The 19,385-nt window shown below is 70.6% G+C and carries 17 protein-coding genes; 12 read left to right on the top strand and 5 right to left on the bottom strand.

The features are described from left to right. Positions 1 to 26: 26 nt before the first annotated feature. The 5 genes from AN216_RS25100 (at position 27) to mutM (ending at position 4,218) form a co-directional block, all read left to right on the top strand. Positions 27 to 1,301 carry a hypothetical protein gene (locus AN216_RS25100; protein WP_070199010.1) on the top strand — a complete coding sequence of 425 codons (1,275 nt, stop codon included), beginning with the start codon at positions 27 to 29 and terminating at the stop codon, positions 1,299 to 1,301. Positions 1,302 to 1,593: 292 nt separating this feature from the next. Continuing rightward, complete coding sequence (locus AN216_RS25095) at positions 1,594 to 2,190, top strand: YceD family protein (protein WP_070199009.1); 597 nt, start codon at positions 1,594 to 1,596, stop codon at positions 2,188 to 2,190. Between the two features lie 5 nt (positions 2,191 to 2,195). Continuing rightward, on the top strand, positions 2,196 to 2,369 hold the full coding sequence (rpmF, locus tag AN216_RS25090) for a 50S ribosomal protein L32 (protein ID WP_070199008.1): 174 nt from the start codon (positions 2,196 to 2,198) through the stop codon (positions 2,367 to 2,369). Positions 2,370 to 2,388: 19 nt separating this feature from the next. Further along, positions 2,389 to 3,177 carry a ribonuclease III gene (gene rnc, locus AN216_RS25085; RefSeq protein ID WP_079166977.1) on the top strand — a complete coding sequence of 263 codons (789 nt, stop codon included), beginning with the start codon at positions 2,389 to 2,391 and terminating at the stop codon, positions 3,175 to 3,177. Between the two features lie 153 nt (positions 3,178 to 3,330). Further along, positions 3,331 to 4,218: a bifunctional DNA-formamidopyrimidine glycosylase/DNA-(apurinic or apyrimidinic site) lyase gene (mutM, locus tag AN216_RS25080; RefSeq protein ID WP_070199007.1), complete on the top strand. Its 888-nt coding sequence runs from the start codon at positions 3,331 to 3,333 to the stop codon at positions 4,216 to 4,218. Between the two features lie 109 nt (positions 4,219 to 4,327). Here the strand turns inward: mutM and AN216_RS25075 are convergent, their stop codons facing one another. After that, positions 4,328 to 5,143 (bottom strand): CAP domain-containing protein, encoded by an 816-nt coding sequence (locus AN216_RS25075; protein WP_070199006.1) that lies wholly within the window; start codon positions 5,141 to 5,143, stop codon positions 4,328 to 4,330. A 204-nt stretch (positions 5,144 to 5,347) separates the two neighbouring features. Here AN216_RS25075 and AN216_RS25070 point away from each other — a divergent pair, with 204 nt between their 5' ends. Together AN216_RS25070 and AN216_RS25065 are read left to right on the top strand one after the other, a co-directional pair. Further along, positions 5,348 to 5,650 carry an acylphosphatase gene (locus tag AN216_RS25070; protein WP_070199005.1) on the top strand — a complete coding sequence of 101 codons (303 nt, stop codon included), beginning with the start codon at positions 5,348 to 5,350 and terminating at the stop codon, positions 5,648 to 5,650. A 310-nt stretch (positions 5,651 to 5,960) separates the two neighbouring features. Then, a complete protein-coding gene (locus AN216_RS25065) occupies positions 5,961 to 6,167 on the top strand; it encodes a hypothetical protein (protein ID WP_070199004.1) in 207 nt (68 codons plus the stop codon). A 460-nt stretch (positions 6,168 to 6,627) separates the two neighbouring features. On the opposite strand, the gene AN216_RS27845 is transcribed toward AN216_RS25065, so the two are convergent. The 3 genes from AN216_RS27845 to AN216_RS25055 all read right to left on the bottom strand — a co-directional run bounded on the left by AN216_RS27845 (position 6,628) and on the right by AN216_RS25055 (position 9,402). Next, positions 6,628 to 7,104, bottom strand: coding sequence for a TSUP family transporter (locus AN216_RS27845; RefSeq protein ID WP_212732755.1), 477 nt, complete (start codon positions 7,102 to 7,104; stop codon positions 6,628 to 6,630). 98 nt (positions 7,105 to 7,202) lie between these two features. Next, a complete protein-coding gene (locus tag AN216_RS25060; protein ID WP_338059282.1) occupies positions 7,203 to 8,627 on the bottom strand; it encodes a rhodanese-like domain-containing protein in 1,425 nt (474 codons plus the stop codon). Positions 8,628 to 8,847: 220 nt separating this feature from the next. Further along, on the bottom strand, positions 8,848 to 9,402 hold the full coding sequence (locus AN216_RS25055) for a rhodanese-like domain-containing protein (protein ID WP_070199002.1): 555 nt from the start codon (positions 9,400 to 9,402) through the stop codon (positions 8,848 to 8,850). A gap of 99 nt (positions 9,403 to 9,501) precedes the next feature. Here AN216_RS25055 and AN216_RS25050 point away from each other — a divergent pair, with 99 nt between their 5' ends. The 3 genes from AN216_RS25050 to ftsY all read left to right on the top strand — a co-directional run bounded on the left by AN216_RS25050 (position 9,502) and on the right by ftsY (position 14,942). Beyond that, positions 9,502 to 9,780: a metal-sensitive transcriptional regulator gene (locus tag AN216_RS25050; RefSeq protein WP_070199001.1), complete on the top strand. Its 279-nt coding sequence runs from the start codon at positions 9,502 to 9,504 to the stop codon at positions 9,778 to 9,780. A 116-nt stretch (positions 9,781 to 9,896) separates the two neighbouring features. Then, positions 9,897 to 13,487 carry a chromosome segregation protein SMC gene (gene smc / locus AN216_RS25045; protein WP_070199000.1) on the top strand — a complete coding sequence of 1,197 codons (3,591 nt, stop codon included), beginning with the start codon at positions 9,897 to 9,899 and terminating at the stop codon, positions 13,485 to 13,487. A 219-nt stretch (positions 13,488 to 13,706) separates the two neighbouring features. Then, positions 13,707 to 14,942, top strand: coding sequence for a signal recognition particle-docking protein FtsY (gene ftsY, locus AN216_RS25040; RefSeq protein WP_070198999.1), 1,236 nt, complete (start codon positions 13,707 to 13,709; stop codon positions 14,940 to 14,942). Positions 14,943 to 15,098: 156 nt separating this feature from the next. Here the strand turns inward: ftsY and AN216_RS25035 are convergent, their stop codons facing one another. Further along, positions 15,099 to 15,782 carry a bifunctional DNA primase/polymerase gene (locus AN216_RS25035; RefSeq protein WP_070198998.1) on the bottom strand — a complete coding sequence of 228 codons (684 nt, stop codon included), beginning with the start codon at positions 15,780 to 15,782 and terminating at the stop codon, positions 15,099 to 15,101. 208 nt (positions 15,783 to 15,990) lie between these two features. On the opposite strand from AN216_RS25035, the gene AN216_RS25030 reads away from it, so the two are divergent. Together AN216_RS25030 and AN216_RS25025 are read left to right on the top strand one after the other, a co-directional pair. Beyond that, the gene (locus AN216_RS25030; RefSeq protein WP_244502648.1) at positions 15,991 to 17,664 is read left to right on the top strand and encodes an NsdA family TPR-like regulatory protein; all 1,674 of its coding nucleotides are present in this window, start codon (positions 15,991 to 15,993) and stop codon (positions 17,662 to 17,664) included. Between the two features lie 343 nt (positions 17,665 to 18,007). Next, complete coding sequence (locus AN216_RS25025; RefSeq protein ID WP_070198996.1) at positions 18,008 to 19,294, top strand: ammonium transporter; 1,287 nt, start codon at positions 18,008 to 18,010, stop codon at positions 19,292 to 19,294. Positions 19,295 to 19,385: the final 91 nt, after the last annotated feature.

Below are 19,385 nucleotides of genomic sequence, written 5' to 3'. Positions count from 1 at the left end.
CGCGCGCTGGTCGTACAGTCGCCCTCGTGGACGTACAGCAGAGACTCGACGAGATCGTGGCCACCGTGGACGGGGCCCGTGCGATGCCCATGTCGGCCTCGTGCGTGGTGAACCGGACGGAACTGCTCGCGATGCTCCAGGAGGTGCGGACAGCGCTGCCCGGCTCGCTCGCCCAGGCCGAGGAGGTGCTGGGTGGCCGGGAACAGGTGGTAGCCGAGGCTCATCACGAGGCCCGGCAGATCCTCGACGACGCCCGGGCGGAACGGGGCTCGCTCGTCTCCGAGACCGAGGTCGTACGGCAGAGCCGGCAGGAGGCGGACCGGATCCTGGCCGAGGCCCGCACGGAGGCGGAGGCGATCCGCACGGAGGCCGACGACTACGTCGACAGCAAACTGGCCAACTTCGAGGTCGTGCTGAGCAAGACGATCGGTTCGGTGGAACGGGGCAGGGAGAAGCTGCTCGGCGGCGGGCCGGGCGCGGACCCGTACGACGAGGGCTTCGCGGCGGACGCCCCGGACCGTTCGCAGGACCCGGCGGAGTTGCGGCGCCGGGCCGACAGTTACGTGGACGCGCGGCTCGGTGCCGTAGCGGCGGTGCTCACGAAGACGCTGGAGGCGGTCGGGCGAGGTCGGCAGAAGTTGGTGGGTTACGACCCCGTGGACGAACTGGCCTCCCACCTGGCCGTCCAGGACGGCGCCGGGCGGCCGGCCGAGTCGAGCGACGCGGAGTATCTCGCGGGGCTCGCCTCGACCGACGTCGCGCAAGTCCCCGCGCAGGCGACACCGCAACCGGCGAACCTGCCAGGGCAGACCGCCGCGGCCATGACGACGGCGTATCCGCCGCCGCCCTCGGAGCCGCCGGCGGCGAGCGGCCACCCGATGCCGGGTGGCTATCCCGCCCCCCAACAGCCCCCGGCGGAGCCGCCCGTGGGACAGCCGGTCGGACAGCCGGGGGGCCACTTTGGCCAGCCGTACGACGCGTACCAGCCTGGCGGGCAGGAGGCATACCAGCCCGTCGGACAGGAGACGTACGGCGGGCAGCACTATCCCGACCCCGCGTACCAGCAGCCGTACCAGGAGACGTTCAACTCGCCGGCCCAGCCGTACGGGGCATATGGCTGGGCCGGGGAGCGGTACCACCAGGGCCAGCCGTACGGTCTCCCGGACCAGTCGCAACCGCCACAGCAACCTCAGCCCGGGAACCAGCCTGGAGAGCTGGAGGAGACCAGCCTCTTCGACACCAGCATGATCGACATGAACCAGGTGCGGCAGTACGAGGCACGCTACGACAGCGGCTACTGAACCCCCTTAAGATTCCTGGAAGCGAGCGGGAGCGGGCCGGAGCCCCGGGCGGTTCGCCGTGCGGCGAGACTGCCGCACGGCCAGGATACGTCTCCGCACCGGCGGCCGCCGGTGCGGCAGCGAGCCGCGCTCAGGGTTCCGGATTGGGTGAGCGGCGGGCTGTCCAGTATCCTGGCTCTTCGGTCACGGCCTGTGCCGTGACGTGCGGGCTGTCCGGAAGGTCTCCCAGCCCTCGCCACACCGTAGAAAGCAGGAAGCCCTGAACTCCCCCCTGGACCACCGAGACCCCCTCGTGTTCGACACACGCGAGCTGGGGCGGCGGCCTGGTGCGATGAAGCGGCTTTCCCGTACGGTGCCGGCCCCCGAGGACATGGGTGTCGAGTTCGTCGGTGTGCCCAGGGACTCTCCCGTGGAACTCGAGTTGCGACTCGAGTCGGTCATGGAGGGGGTACTGGTCACCGGTACCGCCCGTGCGTCGCTGACAGGCGAGTGCGTAAGGTGTCTGGAGCCGCTTGAGCAGCAATGCGAAGTGGAGTTCCAGGAGATGTTCTCCTACCCGGAGGCCGACGACCGGAGCCGCCCCGCGGACGCCGGTGAGGAAGCCGAGGAGGAGGAAACCTTCTCGCTCGAGGGCGACCTGTTCAACCTCGAGCCCGTGCTGCGAGACGCGGTGGTGCTGTCGCTGCCGCTGCAGCCGGTGTGCCGGGAGGACTGCCCGGGACTGTGCGCACAGTGTGGCGCACGGCTCGCGGACGACCCGGAACACGAGCACGACGACGCCGTCGACATTCGTTGGGCGGCACTGCAGGGACTCGCCGAGACCATCCGGGACGGCGGGAAAGACGATCACAGCGGCGCCGGACCGGACGCCGACGAGAAGCAGGAGTAGTAGCCGTGGCTGTTCCGAAGCGGAAGATGTCGCGCAGCAACACGCGCCACCGCCGGTCGCAGTGGAAGGCTGCGGTCCCCAACCTGGTGAAGTGCGAGCGCTGCCAGGAGCCCAGGCTCCAGCACATCGCGTGCCCGAACTGCGGCACGTACAACAAGCGTCAGGTCCTCGAGGTCTGATCGGCTGGTGACACGCTCCATGTCAGACGCGCCCACGCCCAGAACCACGCCCCGCTCCGGCGGGAAGGGGTCGGAGGCACCGGCGGACCTGGTGGACGCGGCCTCGTCACACACGCTGCTGGAAGGGCGGCTCGGGTATCAGCTCGAGTCCGCCCTTTTGGTGCGTGCGCTGACACATCGCTCGTTCGCGTACGAGAACGGCGGGTTGCCCACCAACGAGCGGTTGGAGTTCCTCGGAGACTCCGTCCTCGGTCTGATCGTCACCGACACGCTCTACCGCATTCACCCGGACCTTCCCGAGGGTCAACTGGCCAAGCTGCGTGCCGCGGTCGTGAACTCGCGCGCGCTCGCGGAGGTCGCCCGTGGTCTGGAACTCGGCGCGTTCATCCGGCTGGGCCGGGGTGAGGAGGGGACCGGCGGCCGGGACAAGGCGTCGATCCTCGCGGACACCCTGGAGGCCGTCATCGGTGCGGTCTACCTCGACCAGGGACTCGACGCCGCCTCGGAGCTGGTGCACCGGCTCTTCGACCCGCTGATCGAGAAGTCCTCCAGCCTGGGCGCCGGCCTGGACTGGAAGACCAGCCTGCAGGAGCTGACGGCGACCGAGGCGCTCGGGGTACCGGAGTACGTGGTCACCGAGACGGGTCCGGACCACGAGAAGATCTTCACGGCTGCCGCCCGCGTCGGTGGTGTCGCGTACGGCACCGGCACCGGCCGCAGCAAGAAGGAAGCGGAACAGCAGGCCGCGGAGGCCGCTTACCACGGAATCCGTGCCGAGGGCGCGGGCACGTCCGACGAGACGCCGTAGCCTCGGAGCCGGCCCCACGCAACCGCCCGCCCGCGCTACCGCGAGTGCGGCGTGCCCGGGCCGGGTCCCGGGCTCCGCGTCCCGCCCGGCGGTTCTCCCCGCCGTCCGTGAGGCGGGCCGTGTCCCGTATCGAAGCTGTCCCGGAGGATGTGCATGCCTGAGCTTCCCGAGGTGGAGGTCGTGCGGCGCGGTCTGGAGCGCTGGGCCACCGGTCGTACGATCGGCTCCGTCGAGGTGCTGCATCCGCGGGCCGTCCGTCGGCACGTCCCGGGCCCGCCGGATTTCGCGGCGCGGCTTGTCGGCCGTCCCCTCGGCCCGGCACGGCGGCGCGGGAAGTACCTCTGGCTGCCGCTCGGTGACTCGGACGACTCGATGCTGGCGCACCTGGGAATGAGCGGTCAGTTGCTGATCCAGCCCGAACAGGCCGCGGACGAGCGACATCTGCGGGTCCGGGTCCGCTTCACGGACCTCGCCGGCACCGAGCTGCGGTTCGTCGACCAGCGCACCTTCGGCGGCCTGTCCGTGCACCCGCGGGCGCGGGGCGCGGGCGACGGTCTGCCCGACGCCATCGCGCACATCGCCCGTGACCCGCTCGATCCGGATTTCGACGAGGACGCCTTCCACGCCGCTCTCCGCCAGCGGCGTACGACGGTCAAACGAGCGCTGCTGGATCAGTCACTGATCAGCGGGGTCGGGAACATCTACGCCGACGAGGCGCTGTGGCGTGCCCGCCTGCACTACGACCGGCCCACGGCCACGCTCACCCGGCCGCGCGTCGGCCAACTGCTGGGCCACGTGCGCGACGTCATGGACGCCGCCCTCGCGGTGGGCGGCACCAGTTTCGACAGCCTCTACGTGAACGTGAACGGCGAGTCAGGCTACTTCGAGCGCTCGCTGGACGCGTACGGCAGGGAGGACCTGCCGTGCCGGCGCTGCGGCACCGCGCTGCGCCGCCACCCCTGGATGAACCGGTCGAGCTACTACTGCCCGAAGTGCCAGCGTCCGTTCCGGAGTCGTGGCACGGCCGCCGCGACCTCCTGACCGGCCGAGGGCGGCCCGATCGCCGACGACCGGCGACGGGCACCGACCGGGGAGAGCTCAGCGGGAGGAGGGCCGCCGGCGTGTGGAGCGCGGCTCAGCGGCCGCAGTCTCAGCGTCCGAAGTTCTGGGTCCACCACGGGCCGCCGTCCGCGAAGTGGGCTCCGACACCCATGGTGCGGTAGTCGCAGTTGAGTATGTTCGCTCGGTGTCCCGGGCTGTCCATCCAGCCGGCCATGACGGCCTCGGCGTCGGCCTGGCCGCGTGCGATGTTCTCCGCGGCCAGATTGTCTATCCCGGCCTCCTCGGCCCGGTCCCACGGGCTCCGGCCGTCCGGCGTGGTGTGCGAGAAGAAGCCGCCCTCGGCCATCGCCACGCTGTACTTGCCCGCGAACTCCGCCAGTCGCGCGTCGTGGGCCACCGGCCGACAACCCTGCCGCGCGCGCTCCTCGTTGACCAACTTCAGTACGGCGGCCTCGGCCGCGGACTCCTCGCCGGTGCCGCCGTCCCCCGACCCGGGGCCCGACTCCGCTGACCGGCTCTTGTCCTGGGAGGGCGCATTCTCCGTGCCGGTGTTCCCGTCACCTTTCGGTGTGCCGCTCGGGTTCCCGGTCGCGGCGTCCGTACGGTCCGTCGCTCGCCCGGATGGCTTGTCCGAGGGTCCGTCCCCCTGGGTTGACGCCGACCTCGACGCGCTGGGTGTGGTGCTCGGCCGGTCCGAGGCGGAGGCGTCCTCGGACTCCTGGTCCAGCGGGGCGCCACCGGTCGGCGCCTGATTGCTGGCATCCCGTGATTCGACGGTGGTGCCCTCGTCGGTGTCCGGGAGCACGCCGGAGGTGACGGCGACGACGCCCAGGGTCAGGGCGGCCGTAGCCCCCAGCAGGCCCGTGCGTACCCGAGCAGTGCGGCGGTGGCGGCCGATCCCCATCTGGTGTCCCCAAGTGGTTGATGTCGAGGGCTTTCGCCCACAGGAGTGAAGAACTTGTGTTTGATCGCGGAGAATACGGTATCGAGCCCGCCGGCGCCGCTGTTCGGTGAACTTCCTGGTGCCCAGAGCTCTGCGTAGGGTGTCCTGACCACGAGTAGGGGAGGGGAGGGGTGAGGGGCCGTGAGCGCCCGAGCCCGAGACGTGATGAACGAGAGTGCGAATGGCAACGCTCAGCGAGTACGCATGACGGCCTGGGTGCGGGGCACCGTGCAGGGAGTCGGCTTCCGCTGGTTCACGCGTGCCGCGGCGCTGCGCATCGGTGGTCTGAACGGCTTCGCCGGCAACCTCGCCGACGGCAGGGTGCAGGTGGTGGCGGAGGGGGAGCAGGAGTCCTGTGACTCTCTGCTGGACTGGTTGCGTACGGGCGACACGCCCGGCAGTGTCGTGGGTGTCACGGAGATCTGGGGCACGATCCGAGGCGGGTATGAGGGCTTCGAGATCCGGTGACTGGTTGCTTCCGGGAACAGGTTGCCAATTCGGGTGTGCCGTGCCAAGCTTCCGCTCACAAGTGATCTACGTCCCCCGTGGTTGGTCGCTCCGGCAGCTCCCGCAGCTCAGGCCGTTGAGTCAGCGCCACCCCGGGGTGTAGCGGTGTGATCGTGTTGACCGTCTCCTTTTTTGGTGAGACGCTTTACTCAACCCCGTGCACCGTATGTGGTCTGCCTTTGAGAGAACCGACAGAGCAGGCGACATGGGTGCGAATCATTGACGACCCACACCGCTACGGTCGGTCACTCATTGTGGAGGACCATCCATCATGGCAAAGGCGCTTCTCGGTTACGCCGGCGGCTCCGACCCCCGAGTCCTCGCCGAGATGCGACGGCTTCAGCAGCGTGTTCAGGACCTCGAATCCGAGTTGGTACGGATTCAGTCGGAGAACGACGCGCTGGCAGCTGCCGCACGGCAAAGTGACTCGCTGCTCGAAAGCATCGACGTACCCACGGCGGAGCCTGCGCTGACCTGACCCAGCCCTGCCGGGCCGGTCGGGCTTCCGCAGCGCCAACCGCGCAGTACCGCAAGGGACGCTTCGGCGTCCCTTTGTCGTGTCTGCCACCCCTTGTCGTTCGCCGGCCGTTTGTTCGTCCCGCTCCATGCTTACCGTCTGATGTGCCCTGCACCTTCTGCGTCAAAACACCAACCCGGCCTGGTAGTTGCACGGAAATTCGGAAGCCCGTACGGGCCACGCCGCCGCAGGGGTCCGGCTGTTCCGCCGCCGTCCGGGCCACCCTCAGGTGGCCAGCACGGACGGGGCGAGCACTGCCGTCGTCGCCACTGTGGCGGCGACGACGAGGACGACGTACGCGAACCAGCGAACAGCAGCAGGACCGGGTAGTCGATGTCGCCCATGGCGCTCGCATGAGCTGTCAGCCCGGCGACGGCCTGTTGGGCGCTGAGCCCCAGCAACAGGCTGAGCGCGGGGACGATCACGAAACCGCCGCCCAGAGCCCGGTCAACAGGCCGACGCCGAGCCCGGTGGGGATCGATTCGGCAGGCAGCTGCGCCAGTCGACTCTTCCCTCGCGGGTACGGCACGCGCCGGTCGGTTCGTCGCTGCCACGCAGCATGCGTACGGCGGTCACCACCATCAGCACCGCGAAGGCCAGAAACAGCCAGCGCCGCGGGACCCAACCCGCCCAGCGCGGCCCCGGCGAAGGCGCCGGGGATGCCGGCGGCGCCGAACACGCCCGCGACGCGCCACCGCACCGCGTTGCGGCGCTGCCTGGGGAGCACACCACCGAGAGAGGCGACGGTCACCACCGCGAGAGAGGTGGGATGGCGGCGGCGAGCGGCAGTCCCACGCCATAGACGAGGGGCGGGCACCGCCAGAATCGATCCACCGGCCCCGAGCAGGCCGAGGGCGAGACTGATGACGGCTCCGAGCAGGGCTAGGACGTTGATCACCCCAGGTAGGTTTCGGTTCCGGGTCGCCACGCAGAGGTGGAGCGGTGGCCGGCGTGCCACGGCTCTCGGCCGCCGCTTCGTGCGGTCGTGGAGGCGGCTCAGATCGCGGTCATGGGCACGCCGGCGTTTTCGGCGTTGCCGAACTGGTCGTCGACGATGACCGAGGGGCGACCTGCCTGTTCCAGGACCGAGGCGGCGGCGGTGGCCCGGTATCCGCTGCCGCAGTGCACCCACACGGTGCCGGCGGGGATCTCCGTGAGGCGGTCCTTCAGTTCGTACAGCGGCACGTGTACCGCGTCCTGCACGTGCGCGGCGCGGAACTCGTTGTTGGTACGCACGTCCAGCACCACGTCCGCCACCGGGAGGTCGCCGGGGCGGCCCCGGAGAGCGTCGGCCAGGTCCGCGAACATCGCCGTTGGCGTGTCGCGTAGCTGTCCGGGATCGACGGCGAGCTCGGCGGGCTGCCCGGCCGCGGCGCCAGCGAGCGCGTCGATGCCGATACGGGCCAGTTCGCGTCGTGCGGCGGCGACTTGTTCGCCGGTCTCGCCGACCAGCGTCACCGGCGCGCCCCAGTCGATCATCCAGCCGAGCCAGGTGGCCAGCGGTCCGTCCAGCCCGAGGCTGACGATCCCGGCCAGGTGGGAGTCGGCGTACGCCGTGCGGTTACGCAGGTCGACCACCCACTCCCCGGCCGCCAACCGCCGCTTCAGCTCCTCCGGGGCCGCGGGCTCCGGCGGGCGCAGGTCCAGGGACTCGGGTCCTTCGGCGTTCCGTACGCCCATGTGCGCGTAGTAGGCCGGATAGGAGTCCAGCCCGGACAGTGCCTGTTCCACGAACGCTGCCTCGGCCAGCGTCAACGCTGGGTTGATACGCCGCTGCTCGGCGATGTCGGCGGTCTCGCCGGACGACTGGGTGGCAGAACAGAAACTGCCGAATCCGTGGGTGGGCCACACCTGCGCCCCGTCCGGCAGCAGATCGGCCAGTTTGCGGGCGGAGGCGTGCTGGTGCCGGGCCAGCTCCTGGCTGTGTTCCGAGCCGAGGAGGTCCGTACGGCCGGTGGTGCCCAGCAGTAGTGAGCCGCCGGTGAAGACTCCGACCGGCCCCGCGTCGCCCTCCAGCACGTAGGAGAGGTGATGGAAGGTGTGGCCAGGAGTGGCCACCACTCGTACGCGCGTCCGCGCGGAGAGTTCGAGTACGTCGCCGTCCCGCAACGGCCGGTGTTCGAACGGCGCCTGGTCCGCCGCGGCCACGCCGTACTCGGCTCCGGTCAGCCGGGACAGTTCCAGCCCGCCGGAGACGTAGTCGTTGTGCACGTGTGTCTCCAGCACCGCCGTGATCCGCGCGCCGAGGCGTCCGGCCGCCGCGATCAGCCGGTCCACGTCCCGCTGCGGGTCGATCACCACGGCCACCTCGCCGTCGGCGGCCACGTAACTGTGGTCCCCGAGCGACGAGGTCGCCACGGTGGCCACCGTCAGTCCGTCTGCCAGCGGGTCTTCCGTCAGCTCGGTCGTCGTGTCCGTCACTTGCATTCTCCTGGGGTGTCGCGGCTGGACCGCCACTGGGATGTGTACCCAGGGGGGTATTTTTCGAGTTGTCACGAAGGGTGCCGCCCAAACCTCCGGCATCGCGTTCCTAGCTCAACAATACCCCTGGGGGGGTATTTAGGCCGTTGTAGGCGCGCCCTGTGGTGATCGCGTTCCGGGTCCGATCGGGCCGACGACCCCGTGCGGCCGCCTGTCGGTGCTATCGGTTCAGGGTCCCGAGCGTGCTGTCGAGGTCGCACGTACGTGCACGGTTGTGGGGCAGCTTGGCCAGCACGGCCGCCATGCCGCAGGTGTTGGTGAGCGCGGAGAAGACCAGTCCCCCCGCTACGGCGGCGGACAGCAACTGGAACGCCGGATGGACCAGCGGCGCGAGCAGGAGTCCGGTGAGTATCAGCGCGCCCGCTGTCAGGCGGACTTGGCGCTCCATGCCCCAGGTGGCGCGGGAGTCCTCAGAGCGCTGCACCTCGTATCCGTGCTGGCTCCACGCCTGGGTTCCGCCGACGAGAGTGGCGGTGGCGACGCCCCGCTCGGCGAGTGTGGCGCAGGCCCGACCGGAGCGGGCGCCGGAGGCGCACACCAGTAGCAGGTCGCCACGAGCGGCGGCGTCACGCAGTGTCGGCAGCGCGGTCGAGAGCTGATCCAGGGGGATGTTGTGGGCCCCGGGCAGATGGCCGGAGGAATACTCACCAGGCGTCCGCACGTCGATGATGGTGTAGTCCTCGGCGCGCGGCGGCCTGTGCGGGGTGGATCTCAGTGGGGGCCTGCATGGAGAGTTGTCCTTCCGGTCGACGAACGCGTACGTAGTAACCCCCTGATGCGTATAATACCCTAGGGGGTATAAGAGGAGGCAAACGTGGAACTGGACATGGCCACCGACGAGCTGAAGTCCGCGCTGAACCGGCTACGAAGGGCTCAGGGCCAGCTCGCGGGAGTCATCAAGATGATGGAGGAGGGGCGTGACTGCGAGGACGTTGTCACGCAGCTCGCCGCCGTCTCCCGCGCCCTGGACCGGGCCGGGTTCGCGATCATCGCCACGGGACTGCAGCACTGCCTGACCGAGGAGACGCAGCAACCCGGTGACATGGACCGGCTGCGCGCTCGGCTGGAGAAACTCTTCCTGTCTCTGGCCTGACCCTTGGCCGAGGGCCCCGAGAGGGCCGGCCGTACGCCGTCGCGCGGCCGGGGGCCGTCGCGCGCGGCCCCGCACGGTCCGCCAACGCCGCGTGTCCCGCGAGGTACAGTCCGACGGTGCACCTCAAGAGCCTGTCCCTACGGGGGTTCAAGTCCTTCGCCTCCGCCACCACGCTCCGCCTGGAACCAGGCATCACCTGCGTGGTCGGCCCGAACGGCTCTGGCAAGTCCAACGTGGTCGACGCCCTGTCCTGGGTGATGGGCGAGCAGGGCGCGAAGTCGCTGCGTGGCGGCAAGATGGAGGACGTCATCTTCGCCGGCACCACCGGACGCCCGCCGTTGGGGCGCGCCGAGGTGTCGCTCACCATCGACAACGCGGACGGCGCCCTCCCGATCGACTACTCCGAGGTCACGGTCACGCGGATCATGTTCCGCAACGGGGGCAGCGAGTACCAGCTCAACGGCGACACCTGCCGGCTGCTGGACATCCAGGAACTGCTCTCCGACTCCGGCATCGGCCGGGAGATGCACGTCATCGTCGGCCAGGGACAGCTGGACTCGGTGCTGCACGCCGACCCGATGGGCCGTCGGGCGTTCATCGAGGAGGCCGCGGGCGTGCTGAAACACCGCAAGCGCAAGGAGAAGGCGCTGCGGAAGCTCGACGCGATGCAGGCGAACCTCGCCCGGGTACAGGACCTCACGGACGAACTGCGCCGGCAACTCAAGCCGTTGGGCCGGCAGGCTGCGGTGGCCCGCAAGGCACAGGTGATCCAGGCGGACCTGCGTGACGCCCGGCTCCGGCTCGTCGCCGACGATCTGGTCACGCTACGCGAGGCGTTGCGTACCGAGGTGGCGGACGAGGCGGCGCTCAAGGAACGCAAGGAGGCCGCCGAGGCCCGCCTCAAGGCCGCGGCCCGGCGTGAGGGTGAACTGGAGCAGCGAGTACGGACGTTGACGCCGCGTCTGGAACGTGCCCAGCGGACCTGGTACGAGCTGTCGCAGCTGGCCGAGCGGGTGCGGGGCACCGTGAGCCTGGCCGACGCCCGGGTGAAGAGCGCGAGCGCCCAGCCGGAGGAGGAACGGAAGGGCCGCGATCCCGAGGAGATGGAGCGCGAGGCCGCCCGTATTCGCGAGCAGGAGGCGGAACTGGAGGCCGCGGTGGAGGCCGCGAGCCGGGCGTTGGACGACACCGTGGAGCACCGGTCGGAACTGGAACGGAAGCTCCAGGAGGAGGAGCGTCGGCTCAGGGACGAGTCCCGAGCCCTTGCCGATCGCCGGGAGAGCCACGCCAGGCTGCAGGGACAGGTCAACGCCGCGCGCGGCCGGGCTGCCTCGGCGCAGTCGGAGATTGACCGCCTCACCGCCGGCAGCGCGGACGCGGAACGGCGCTCCGTGTCCGCCCAACAGGAGTACGACACGCTACGGGCCGAGGTAGCCGACCTCGAGTCGGGAGACGAGGACCTGGCCGAGCGGCACACCGCGGCCAAAGAGGCCCTGGCTGAGGCGGAGTCCGCGGTCAGCGCCGCTCGGAAGGACGCGAACAGCGCCGAACGCGAACGCGCGGCCACCCAGGCCCGACATGACGCGCTGGCCCTCAACCTGCGTCGTAAGGACGGTACGGACACCCTGCTGGACGCCCGGGAACGGCTGGCCGGCCTGCTCGGACCGGCGGCCGAGCTGCTGACCGTGCGGCCGGGCTACGAGATCCCCGTCGCCGCGGCGCTCGGTTCCGCGGCGGACGCGCTCGCCTTCGCCGACGTCCGCTCGGCGGCGGACGCGCTGCGTCTGCTGCGGAAGAACGACGCCGGACGTGCCGCGTTGCTGCTGGGTGCCTCGGAAGGGGCCACGGACGGTGCCGCGGAGGACGCGGGAGTGCCTGCGGAGGGGGCGGCTGACCGGGTGGCGTGCCCGCCCGCGGCGGACCTGGTGCGGGGCCCGGCCGAGTTGCTGCCGGCGGTGCGCCGGCTGCTGCGGGAGGTCGTGGTGGTGGACACCCTGGCGGACGCCGAACAGCTCGTCACCACCAACCCGGGGCTGCTGGCGGTCACGGCCGAGGGGGACCTGCTCGGCGCGCACTTCGCGCACGGAGGATCGGCCGGCGCGCCCAGCATGCTGGAGGCGCAGGCGGCGGTCGACGAGGCCGCGGCCGAACTGGCGGAACTGGCGGATCGGTGCGCGGAGACCGCGCGGCGGCTGACGGAGGCCGAGGATCGGAGGCGGGAGACGGCGGCCACGGTGGAGCGGCTCGCCACCGAGCGCAGCACCGCGGACCGGGAGAAGTCCGAGGTGGCGGGCCGACTCGGTCGGCTCGGTGGTCAGGCTCGCGCGGCGGCCCAGGAGGCGGAGCGCTCCGTGGCGGCGGTGGCGAAGGCGGAGGAAGCCCTGGCGGGCGCCACCGAGGAGGCGGCGGAGCTCGCGGAGCGACTCGCCGTGCTGGAGGAGTCGCGGCAGGACGACCAGGAGCCGGACACGACCACCCGCGACCGCCTGGCGGCCGACGGTGCGAACGCCCGGCAGACCGAGATGGAGGCCCGCCTCCAGGTCCGTACGCACGAGGAGCGGGTGAAAGGCCTGGCCGGTCGTGCGGACGCGCTGGACCGGGGAGCGCGTGCGGAGCGCGAGGCCCGGGAGCGTGCCGAGCGGCGCCGTGCCCGCCGCCGTCAGGAGGCCGATGTGGCCGCCGCGGTGGCGAACGGCGCGCGGCAGCTGCTGGCGCATGTGGAGGAGTCGGTCGTACGGGCTCAGGAGGAGCGGGAGCGTGCCGAGGGGGCGAAGTCCGAGCGGGAACGTGCCCTGGCGACCGAACGGGACCAGTCCCGGGAGTTGAAGGACGAGCTGGACAAGCTGACGGACTCCGTCCACCGTGGTGAGGTCCTGGGCGCGGAGAAGCGTCTGCGGATCGAGCAGTTGGAGACCAAGGCTCTGGAGGAGCTGGGCGTCGAGCCCTCCGGTCTGGTGAGCGAGTACGGACCCGAGCAGCTCGTACCGCCGTCGCCTCCGGCGGAGGGCGAGGAACTGCCGGAGGACCCGGAGCATCCTCGGAACCAGCCGGTGCCGTACGTGCGGGCGGAGCAGGAGAAGCGGCTGAAGTCCGCGGAGCGGGCCTACCAGAAGCTCGGCAAGATCAATCCGCTGGCACTGGAGGAGTTCGCGGCACTGGAGGAGCGACACCAGTTCCTCGGCGAGCAGTTGGAGGACCTGAGGAAGACGCGGGCTGACCTCCTGCAGGTGGTCAAGGAGGTCGACGAGCGGGTTGAGCAGGTCTTCACGGAGGCATACCACGACACCGCGCGGGAGTTCGAGGGTGTCTTCTCCCGGCTCTTCCCTGGCGGTGAGGGTCGGCTGGTGCTCACCGAGCCGGAGAACATGCTGACGACCGGGGTGGATGTGGAGGCTCGTCCGCCGGGGAAGAAGGTCAAGCGGCTGTCCCTGTTGTCCGGGGGTGAGCGTTCGCTGACCGCGGTCGCGATGCTGGTGGCCATCTTCAAGGCCCGGCCCAGTCCGTTCTACGTGTTGGACGAGGTCGAGGCGGCGCTCGACGACACGAACCTGCAGCGGTTGATCGGGTTGCTCGAGGAGCTGAAGGACAGCTCACAGCTGATCGTGATCACCCACCAGAAGCGCACGATGGAGGTGGGGGACGCGCTGTACGGCGTTTCCATGCAGGGCGACGGAGTGTCGAAGGTCATCAGTCAGCGCTTGAACTGAGAACCGGTCACACGGCACGGCACGGTGGCCGCCGTGCCGCTGGTCCACGAGGCAGCACCACCGGGCACGCCCGAGTCGATCCCGCGGTCCAGACGGGGGCGCGTCGGCGCCGGCACGGAAACCGTACGGTGGGACCGCTAGCATCCGCGGACCGTGGCGGAGCCGGCCCGAGCGGGAGTGGGCGTTCCGGTCCGTCTGTGACCGATACTGGAGCGCGTTATGGACATCGTCATCCTTGCTCTCATCATTGCCGTGCTCGCGTTGCTCGCGATCAGCGGGCTGGTGATCAGTGGCCTGAAACAGAAGAAGGCCAAGCGATCACAGGACACCGCGACCTCGACCACGACCGCGCCTCCCGCCGAACCGAAGGTCGGTGAGAAGGCGGAGACCGCTCCGGCCGAACCGGGCGGGACCATTGAAGAGGTCGGGCCGCCCGACACCGAGACCACCGAGGCCCCGGAAGCTCCGGAGAGCGCGGAGGCCGCTCCCGCCGCCCCGGCAGAGCCGGAGATCGAGACGCCCGAGCCCTCCGCGGGTCGGCTCGTACGGCTCAGGTCCCGGCTCTCCCGATCGCAGAACTCGCTGGGCAAGGGACTGCTCACGCTGTTGTCCCGGGAGCGCCTGGACGAGGAGACCTGGGAGGAGGTCGAGGACACGCTGCTCACGGCGGACGTGGGCGTGGCGCCCACGGAGGAACTCGTCGAGTCCCTGCGCGAGCGGGTCAAGGTGCTCGGTACCCGTACGCCCGAGGAACTCCGCGCGCTGCTGCGTGAGGAACTGCTCAAGTTGGTCGGTCCGGAGCTCGACCGGACCGTGCGCACCGAGACCAGCGGGACGGTCGACCGTCCCGGCGTCGTGCTCGTCGTGGGGGTCAACGGCACGGGCAAGACCACCACCACCGGGAAGCTGGGCCGGGTACTCGTCGCGGACGGAAAGTCCGTGGTGCTGGGGGCCGCGGACACCTTCCGAGCCGCGGCCGCCGACCAACTGGAGACCTGGGGCAAGCGGGTGGGAGCCCGTACGGTCCGCGGGCCAGAGGGTGGCGATCCCGCCTCCGTCGCGTTCGACGCGGTCAAGGAGGGCACGGACGAGTCCGCCGACGTGGTTCTGGTGGACACCGCCGGGCGTCTGCACACCAAGACCGGCCTGATGGACGAGCTCGGCAAGGTCAAGCGGGTCGTGGAGAAGCAGGGGCCCGTCGACGAGGTGCTGCTCGTGTTGGACGCGACCACCGGGCAGAACGGTCTGGTGCAGGCACGAGTGTTCGCGGAGGTCGTGGACATCTCCGGGATCGTGCTGACCAAGCTGGACGGGACCGCGAAGGGCGGCATCGTCGTATCCGTCCAGCGCGAACTGGGCGTGCCCGTGAAGCTGGTGGGGCTCGGTGAGGGGCCGGACGACCTCGCTCCCTTCGAGCCGGAGGCGTTCGTCGAGGCGCTCGTCGACGGAAACTGAACACCCACGGGGAGCCAGCGGGGAGCCGGCCGAGCAGCCTGCCGACTCCCCGCGCTCGTGCGCCGGTTGCGCGCCGCTCTCGCGCCGGTCGTACGGTGGCAGGCCAAGTCGGGCGGCTGCTCGAGGAGCCGATCACGGGCCCGGCGTCGGAGCGGCTCAGACCGCTGAGCGGTGGCAGACGTAGGCCAGCGTGCCGAGGAGCAGCCGGGCTTCCGGGAACCGTGCCGCACGCTCGGGGGCGGGAGCGCGTAGCCATCGCACCGGTCCGAGGCCACCCAGGTCCGAGGGCGGCGCGGTGATGTAGTCACCCGGTCCGAGCCCGCGGAGGTCGATCCGGGAGTCGTCCCAGCCCATTCGATAGAGCAGGCCGGGCAGCTCCGCCGTGGCGCCCCGTGCCACCAGGAACCAGGCACGCCGGTCCGGGGTGACGGCGACCGGCCCCAGCGGCAGTCCCATCCGTTCCAGCCGTACGAGCGCCTGCCGCGCGGCGGACTCGGTGACCTGGAGCACGTCGAAGCTGCGCCCGGTGGGCAGCAACAGCGAGGCACCCGGCACCCGGTTCCAGGCCCGGGTGGCCTCGTCGAGACTCGCGCCCGCCGGCACCTCCAGGGACGGGTCCAGCGGATGGGCGCCCGGCGCGGCGCAGTTCACGGCACCGCAGGAGCAGCGGGTGCGCCCGCCACCGCGGCTGGCGCGCGCTCCCGGCACCACGGACCAGCCCCACAGACTGGCGTACTCCGAGACCGCGGTGCACTCGGAGCCCCGGCCGCGCCGCCGATGGCCGGAGCACCGGTCTGAGATGTCCCGGATGCCGCCGATGGCGCCGATGGTGAAGCCCATACCCCCTCCAACGGATGCTGTCTGCGGATGGTTACGACCAAACCGCGGTTCTGTGTTCTCCGGATCGCTCGCGTCCCGTACCGCGTCAAGTGAAGCGGTTGACACTGCCGAAAGGTTCATTCGATGGGGTGGCGAATGGTGGCGATTCGGAAATCGGCCTCGCGCGCGACGTGATCGTGGAGTTACTTTCGGTATATACAGCGGCGAGATGCTCGGCGTGCGCCTATGCCAGAGGCATGAAGCGTTCCGCGGAGCCGGATGGGGGCGACCCGTGGGCGACGGTGGTGGCGGGAACGTGCCGGAGAAGCAGCCGAACGACGCGTTGCGGTCATGGTTCGCGCGCAGCGGTTGGTCGAAGGGCGAGCTGGCGCGCCAAGTGAACCGGCGGGCTCGGCAGCTCGGTGCGCATCACATCAGCACGGACACCTCGCGAGTGCGCCGCTGGCTGGACGGCGAACAGCCGCGAGAGCCCATCCCGCGCATCCTCTCGGAGCTCTTCTCGGAGCGTTTCGGCTGTGTCGTCGGAGCGGAGGACGTGGGACTCCGGGCGGCCCGGTCGTCACCACCGGCCTCGGGTGTCGATCTGCCGTGGGCGGGTCCGCAGACGGTGGCGATGATCAGCGAGTTCTCGCGCAGCGATCTCATGTTGGGCAGACGCGGCTTTCTGGGGCCCTCACTGAGCATGGCGGCCGGACAGAAGCTGATCGAGCCGATGCAGCGGTGGCTCGTGCCCGCGGCGATGCCGGGCGGCTCAGCCGAGCCGGGGCCGGGGCCGCTGGCTGGTGCGGCACCGAGCGCCGGATTAGCCAGCATCGGCCACCTGGGCCGAGAGGGCCGGGTCGACGGTGCCGAGCGGCCGGGGCCGGACCGAAGGCCGCCCGGGGAAGGGGAGGGCATGGGCCGGATGACCCAACTCTCCGAGCCGGAGTTGGAGTTGCTGGAGCAGACGACGGTCATGTTCCGACGCTGGGACGCGCAGTGCGGTGGCGGACTGCGACGCAAGGCAGTGGTGGGCCAGCTGCATGAGGTCACGGACCTGCTTCGGGAGTGCCGGTCGCCCGTGCACCGCCGACGCCTCTTCGGGGTCACCGGCGAGCTCGCCGAGCTCGCCGGCTGGATGTCGTACGACGTGGGCATGCAGCCGACGGCGCAGAAGTACTTCGTGCTGGCCCTGCACGCCGCCAAGGAGGCGGAGGACCGCCCGCTGGGGGCGTACGTCCTCTCCAACATGAGCCGTCAGATGATCCATCTGGGTCGTCCGGAGGACGCACTGGAGCTGACCCACCTCGCGCAGTACGGCAGCCGGGAGGGGGCGACGGCCCGTACGCAGGCCATGCTGCACGCCCTGGAGGCGCGCGCCTACGCCAACATGGGCCAGCCCGGGAAGTGCAAGCGTGCCGTGCGCATGGCGGAGGAGACCTTCGAGGACATCGACGAGCGGGACGCGGACCCGGACTGGATGCGCTTCTTCTCGGCCGCCGAGCTGCACGCCGAGAACGCCCACTCGTACCGCGACCTCGCCTACTCCGCGGGCCGTAGCCCTGCCTACGCCTCACTCGCGGAGCCCGCGATGGCGCGCGCGGTGGAACTCTTCAGACAGGAGGCGGAGGAGACGGAGGGCGGAGGCCACCAGCGCTCGTTCGCCCTCAATCTCATCGGCATGGCGAGCGTGCACCTGCTGCGGCACGAGCCGGAGCGCTGCGCATCGCGGGCGGCGGAGGCCCTGGACGTGGCCCGGCGACTGCGTTCGGAGCAGGTCAACAACCGGCTGCGAAGCACGGCTGCCACAGCGGCACGCGACTTCGGCGAGGTGCCCGCCGTCGCGCGGCTGTCCCGGCAGTTGGCCGGTGAACCGCCGGACGGTGAGCTCGCCGTGGCTTAGGTCTTGTCAGTCCCCGACACCGCTCCGGCACGCCCGTGCCCGTCCCAGGCTCGTCCACCGCGTGTCGTCCCCCGATCCGACGCCACCCCGAACCACCGGCCGCGACCACCGCCCCGGACGCCCGACTCGGCTCCCCCGCCAGTCACACCGGGCGGGGTCGCGGCCGGTTTCGTGCGCCGTGATCCGGAATTAACGGCGCACCGCGCACCGTGATCCGGAGGTAACACGACGGCGCGTCGACGGAAACGTCTCCGGGACAGTCTGTGCTGGTCGTCCCGGCCCGCCGGCGTCCGAGGCCGCGGGCCGTGCGCATCGCCGGCCGTCAATGTGAGGAGACACCCACGTGAACCACGCCGATACCGCATTCGTCCTGCTCAGCACAGCTCTAGTGATGGTGATGACGCCCGGACTAGCCTTCTTCTACGGCGGAATGGTGCGGGTCAAGAGCGCGCTCAACATGCTCATGATGTCCTTCGTGTCGCTGGGCATCGTCAGCGTGCTGTGGGTGTTGTACGGCTATTCGCTGGTCTTCGGTTCCGACACCGCCGGCTTGATCGGAGGTCTGGAGCACGTCGGCCTGCGTGGTGTCGACACCGGTACGCTCGCCGGCGACGCCGGACTGCCCGTACTCGCTTTCGCGGTGTTCCAGCTGATGTTCGCCGTTCTCACCCCCGCGCTGATCAGTGGCGCTCTGGCGGATCGGGTGAAGTTCAGCGCGTGGGGCGTGTTCGTCGCGCTCTGGGTCACGGTCGTCTACTTCCCGGTCGCGCACTGGGTATGGGCCGAGGGCGGCTGGCTGTACGAGCTGAAGGTCATCGACTTCGCGGGCGGCACCGCCGTACACGTCAACGCCGGCGTCGCCGCACTCGCCGCCGTGCTCGTGGTGGGCGGGCGGATCGGCTTTCGTACGGACGAGATGCCACCGCACAGCCTGCCGCTGGTGATGCTGGGCGCCGCGTTGTTGTGGTTCGGCTGGTTCGGCTTCAACGCGGGCTCCCAGCTGACCGCCGACGGCACCGCCGCGGCGATGGCGCTGAACACCCAGGTGGCCACCGGGGCGGCGATGATGGGCTGGCTGGCGTACGAGCGCCTCCGGCGGGGGACGTTCAGCACGCTTGGCACCGCTTCCGGCGCGGTGGCCGGGCTGGTCGCCATCACGCCCTCCGGCGCGCATGTGAACCCGCTGGGCGCGATCGTCATCGGCCTGGTCGCCGGGGTGGCTTGTTCCTGGGCGGTAGGTCTCAAACACCGGCTGGGTTACGACGACTCGCTGGACGTGGTCGGGGTCCACCTGGTCGGCGGGGTGGTGGGCACGCTGTTGGTGGGAGTCCTCGCCACCGGCGGGCTGGCCGGCCCGACACAGTTGGGTAAGCAGGCACTGGGGGTGTTCTCGGTGATGGCCTATTCCTTCGCCTTCTCCTGGCTGTTGGCCCGGGTGCTGGACGCCACCATCGGTTTCCGTGCCGCCGAGGACCAGGAGACCGCGGGGCTGGACCGGTTCTTCCACGCGGAGACCGCCTACGGTCACGGGACGGCGTACGACACCGGTACGTCCGGTTCCGCCCCGGCCTCCCGCGCCCACGCGGACGCCACGGTCGCCGAGCCAGTGCCCCCGTCGGTCCGGCGCTGACCTCTCGCCTGGCTCATTGTCATGGCCGGCTGTCGTGGTCGGCTCCCGGACCGTGGCTGACCATTCCCGCCCTGGCGGATACCCTTGGGGG

The sequence above is a fragment of the Streptomyces oceani genome (assembly GCF_001751245.1).
GTDB classification, from domain to species: Bacteria; Actinomycetota; Actinomycetes; order Streptomycetales; family Streptomycetaceae; genus Streptomyces; species Streptomyces oceani.
This window is presented reverse-complemented; position numbering and strand designations above follow the sequence as displayed.

Excerpts from the sequence above, each read along its gene's own strand:
- rnc (WP_079166977.1), top strand. The coding sequence starts at position 2,389 with ATGTCAGACGCGCCCACGCCCAGAACCACGCCCCGCTCCGGCGGGAAG.
- mutM (WP_070199007.1), top strand. The coding sequence starts at position 3,331 with ATGCCTGAGCTTCCCGAGGTGGAGGTCGTGCGGCGCGGTCTGGAGCGC.
- AN216_RS25075 (WP_070199006.1), bottom strand. The coding sequence starts at position 5,143 with ATGGGGATCGGCCGCCACCGCCGCACTGCTCGGGTACGCACGGGCCTG.
- AN216_RS25070 (WP_070199005.1), top strand. The coding sequence starts at position 5,348 with ATGAACGAGAGTGCGAATGGCAACGCTCAGCGAGTACGCATGACGGCC.
- AN216_RS25065 (WP_070199004.1), top strand. The coding sequence starts at position 5,961 with ATGGCAAAGGCGCTTCTCGGTTACGCCGGCGGCTCCGACCCCCGAGTC.
- ftsY (WP_070198999.1), top strand. The coding sequence starts at position 13,707 with ATGGACATCGTCATCCTTGCTCTCATCATTGCCGTGCTCGCGTTGCTC.
- AN216_RS25035 (WP_070198998.1), bottom strand. The coding sequence starts at position 15,782 with ATGGGCTTCACCATCGGCGCCATCGGCGGCATCCGGGACATCTCAGAC.
- AN216_RS25030 (WP_244502648.1), top strand. The coding sequence starts at position 15,991 with ATGCTCGGCGTGCGCCTATGCCAGAGGCATGAAGCGTTCCGCGGAGCC.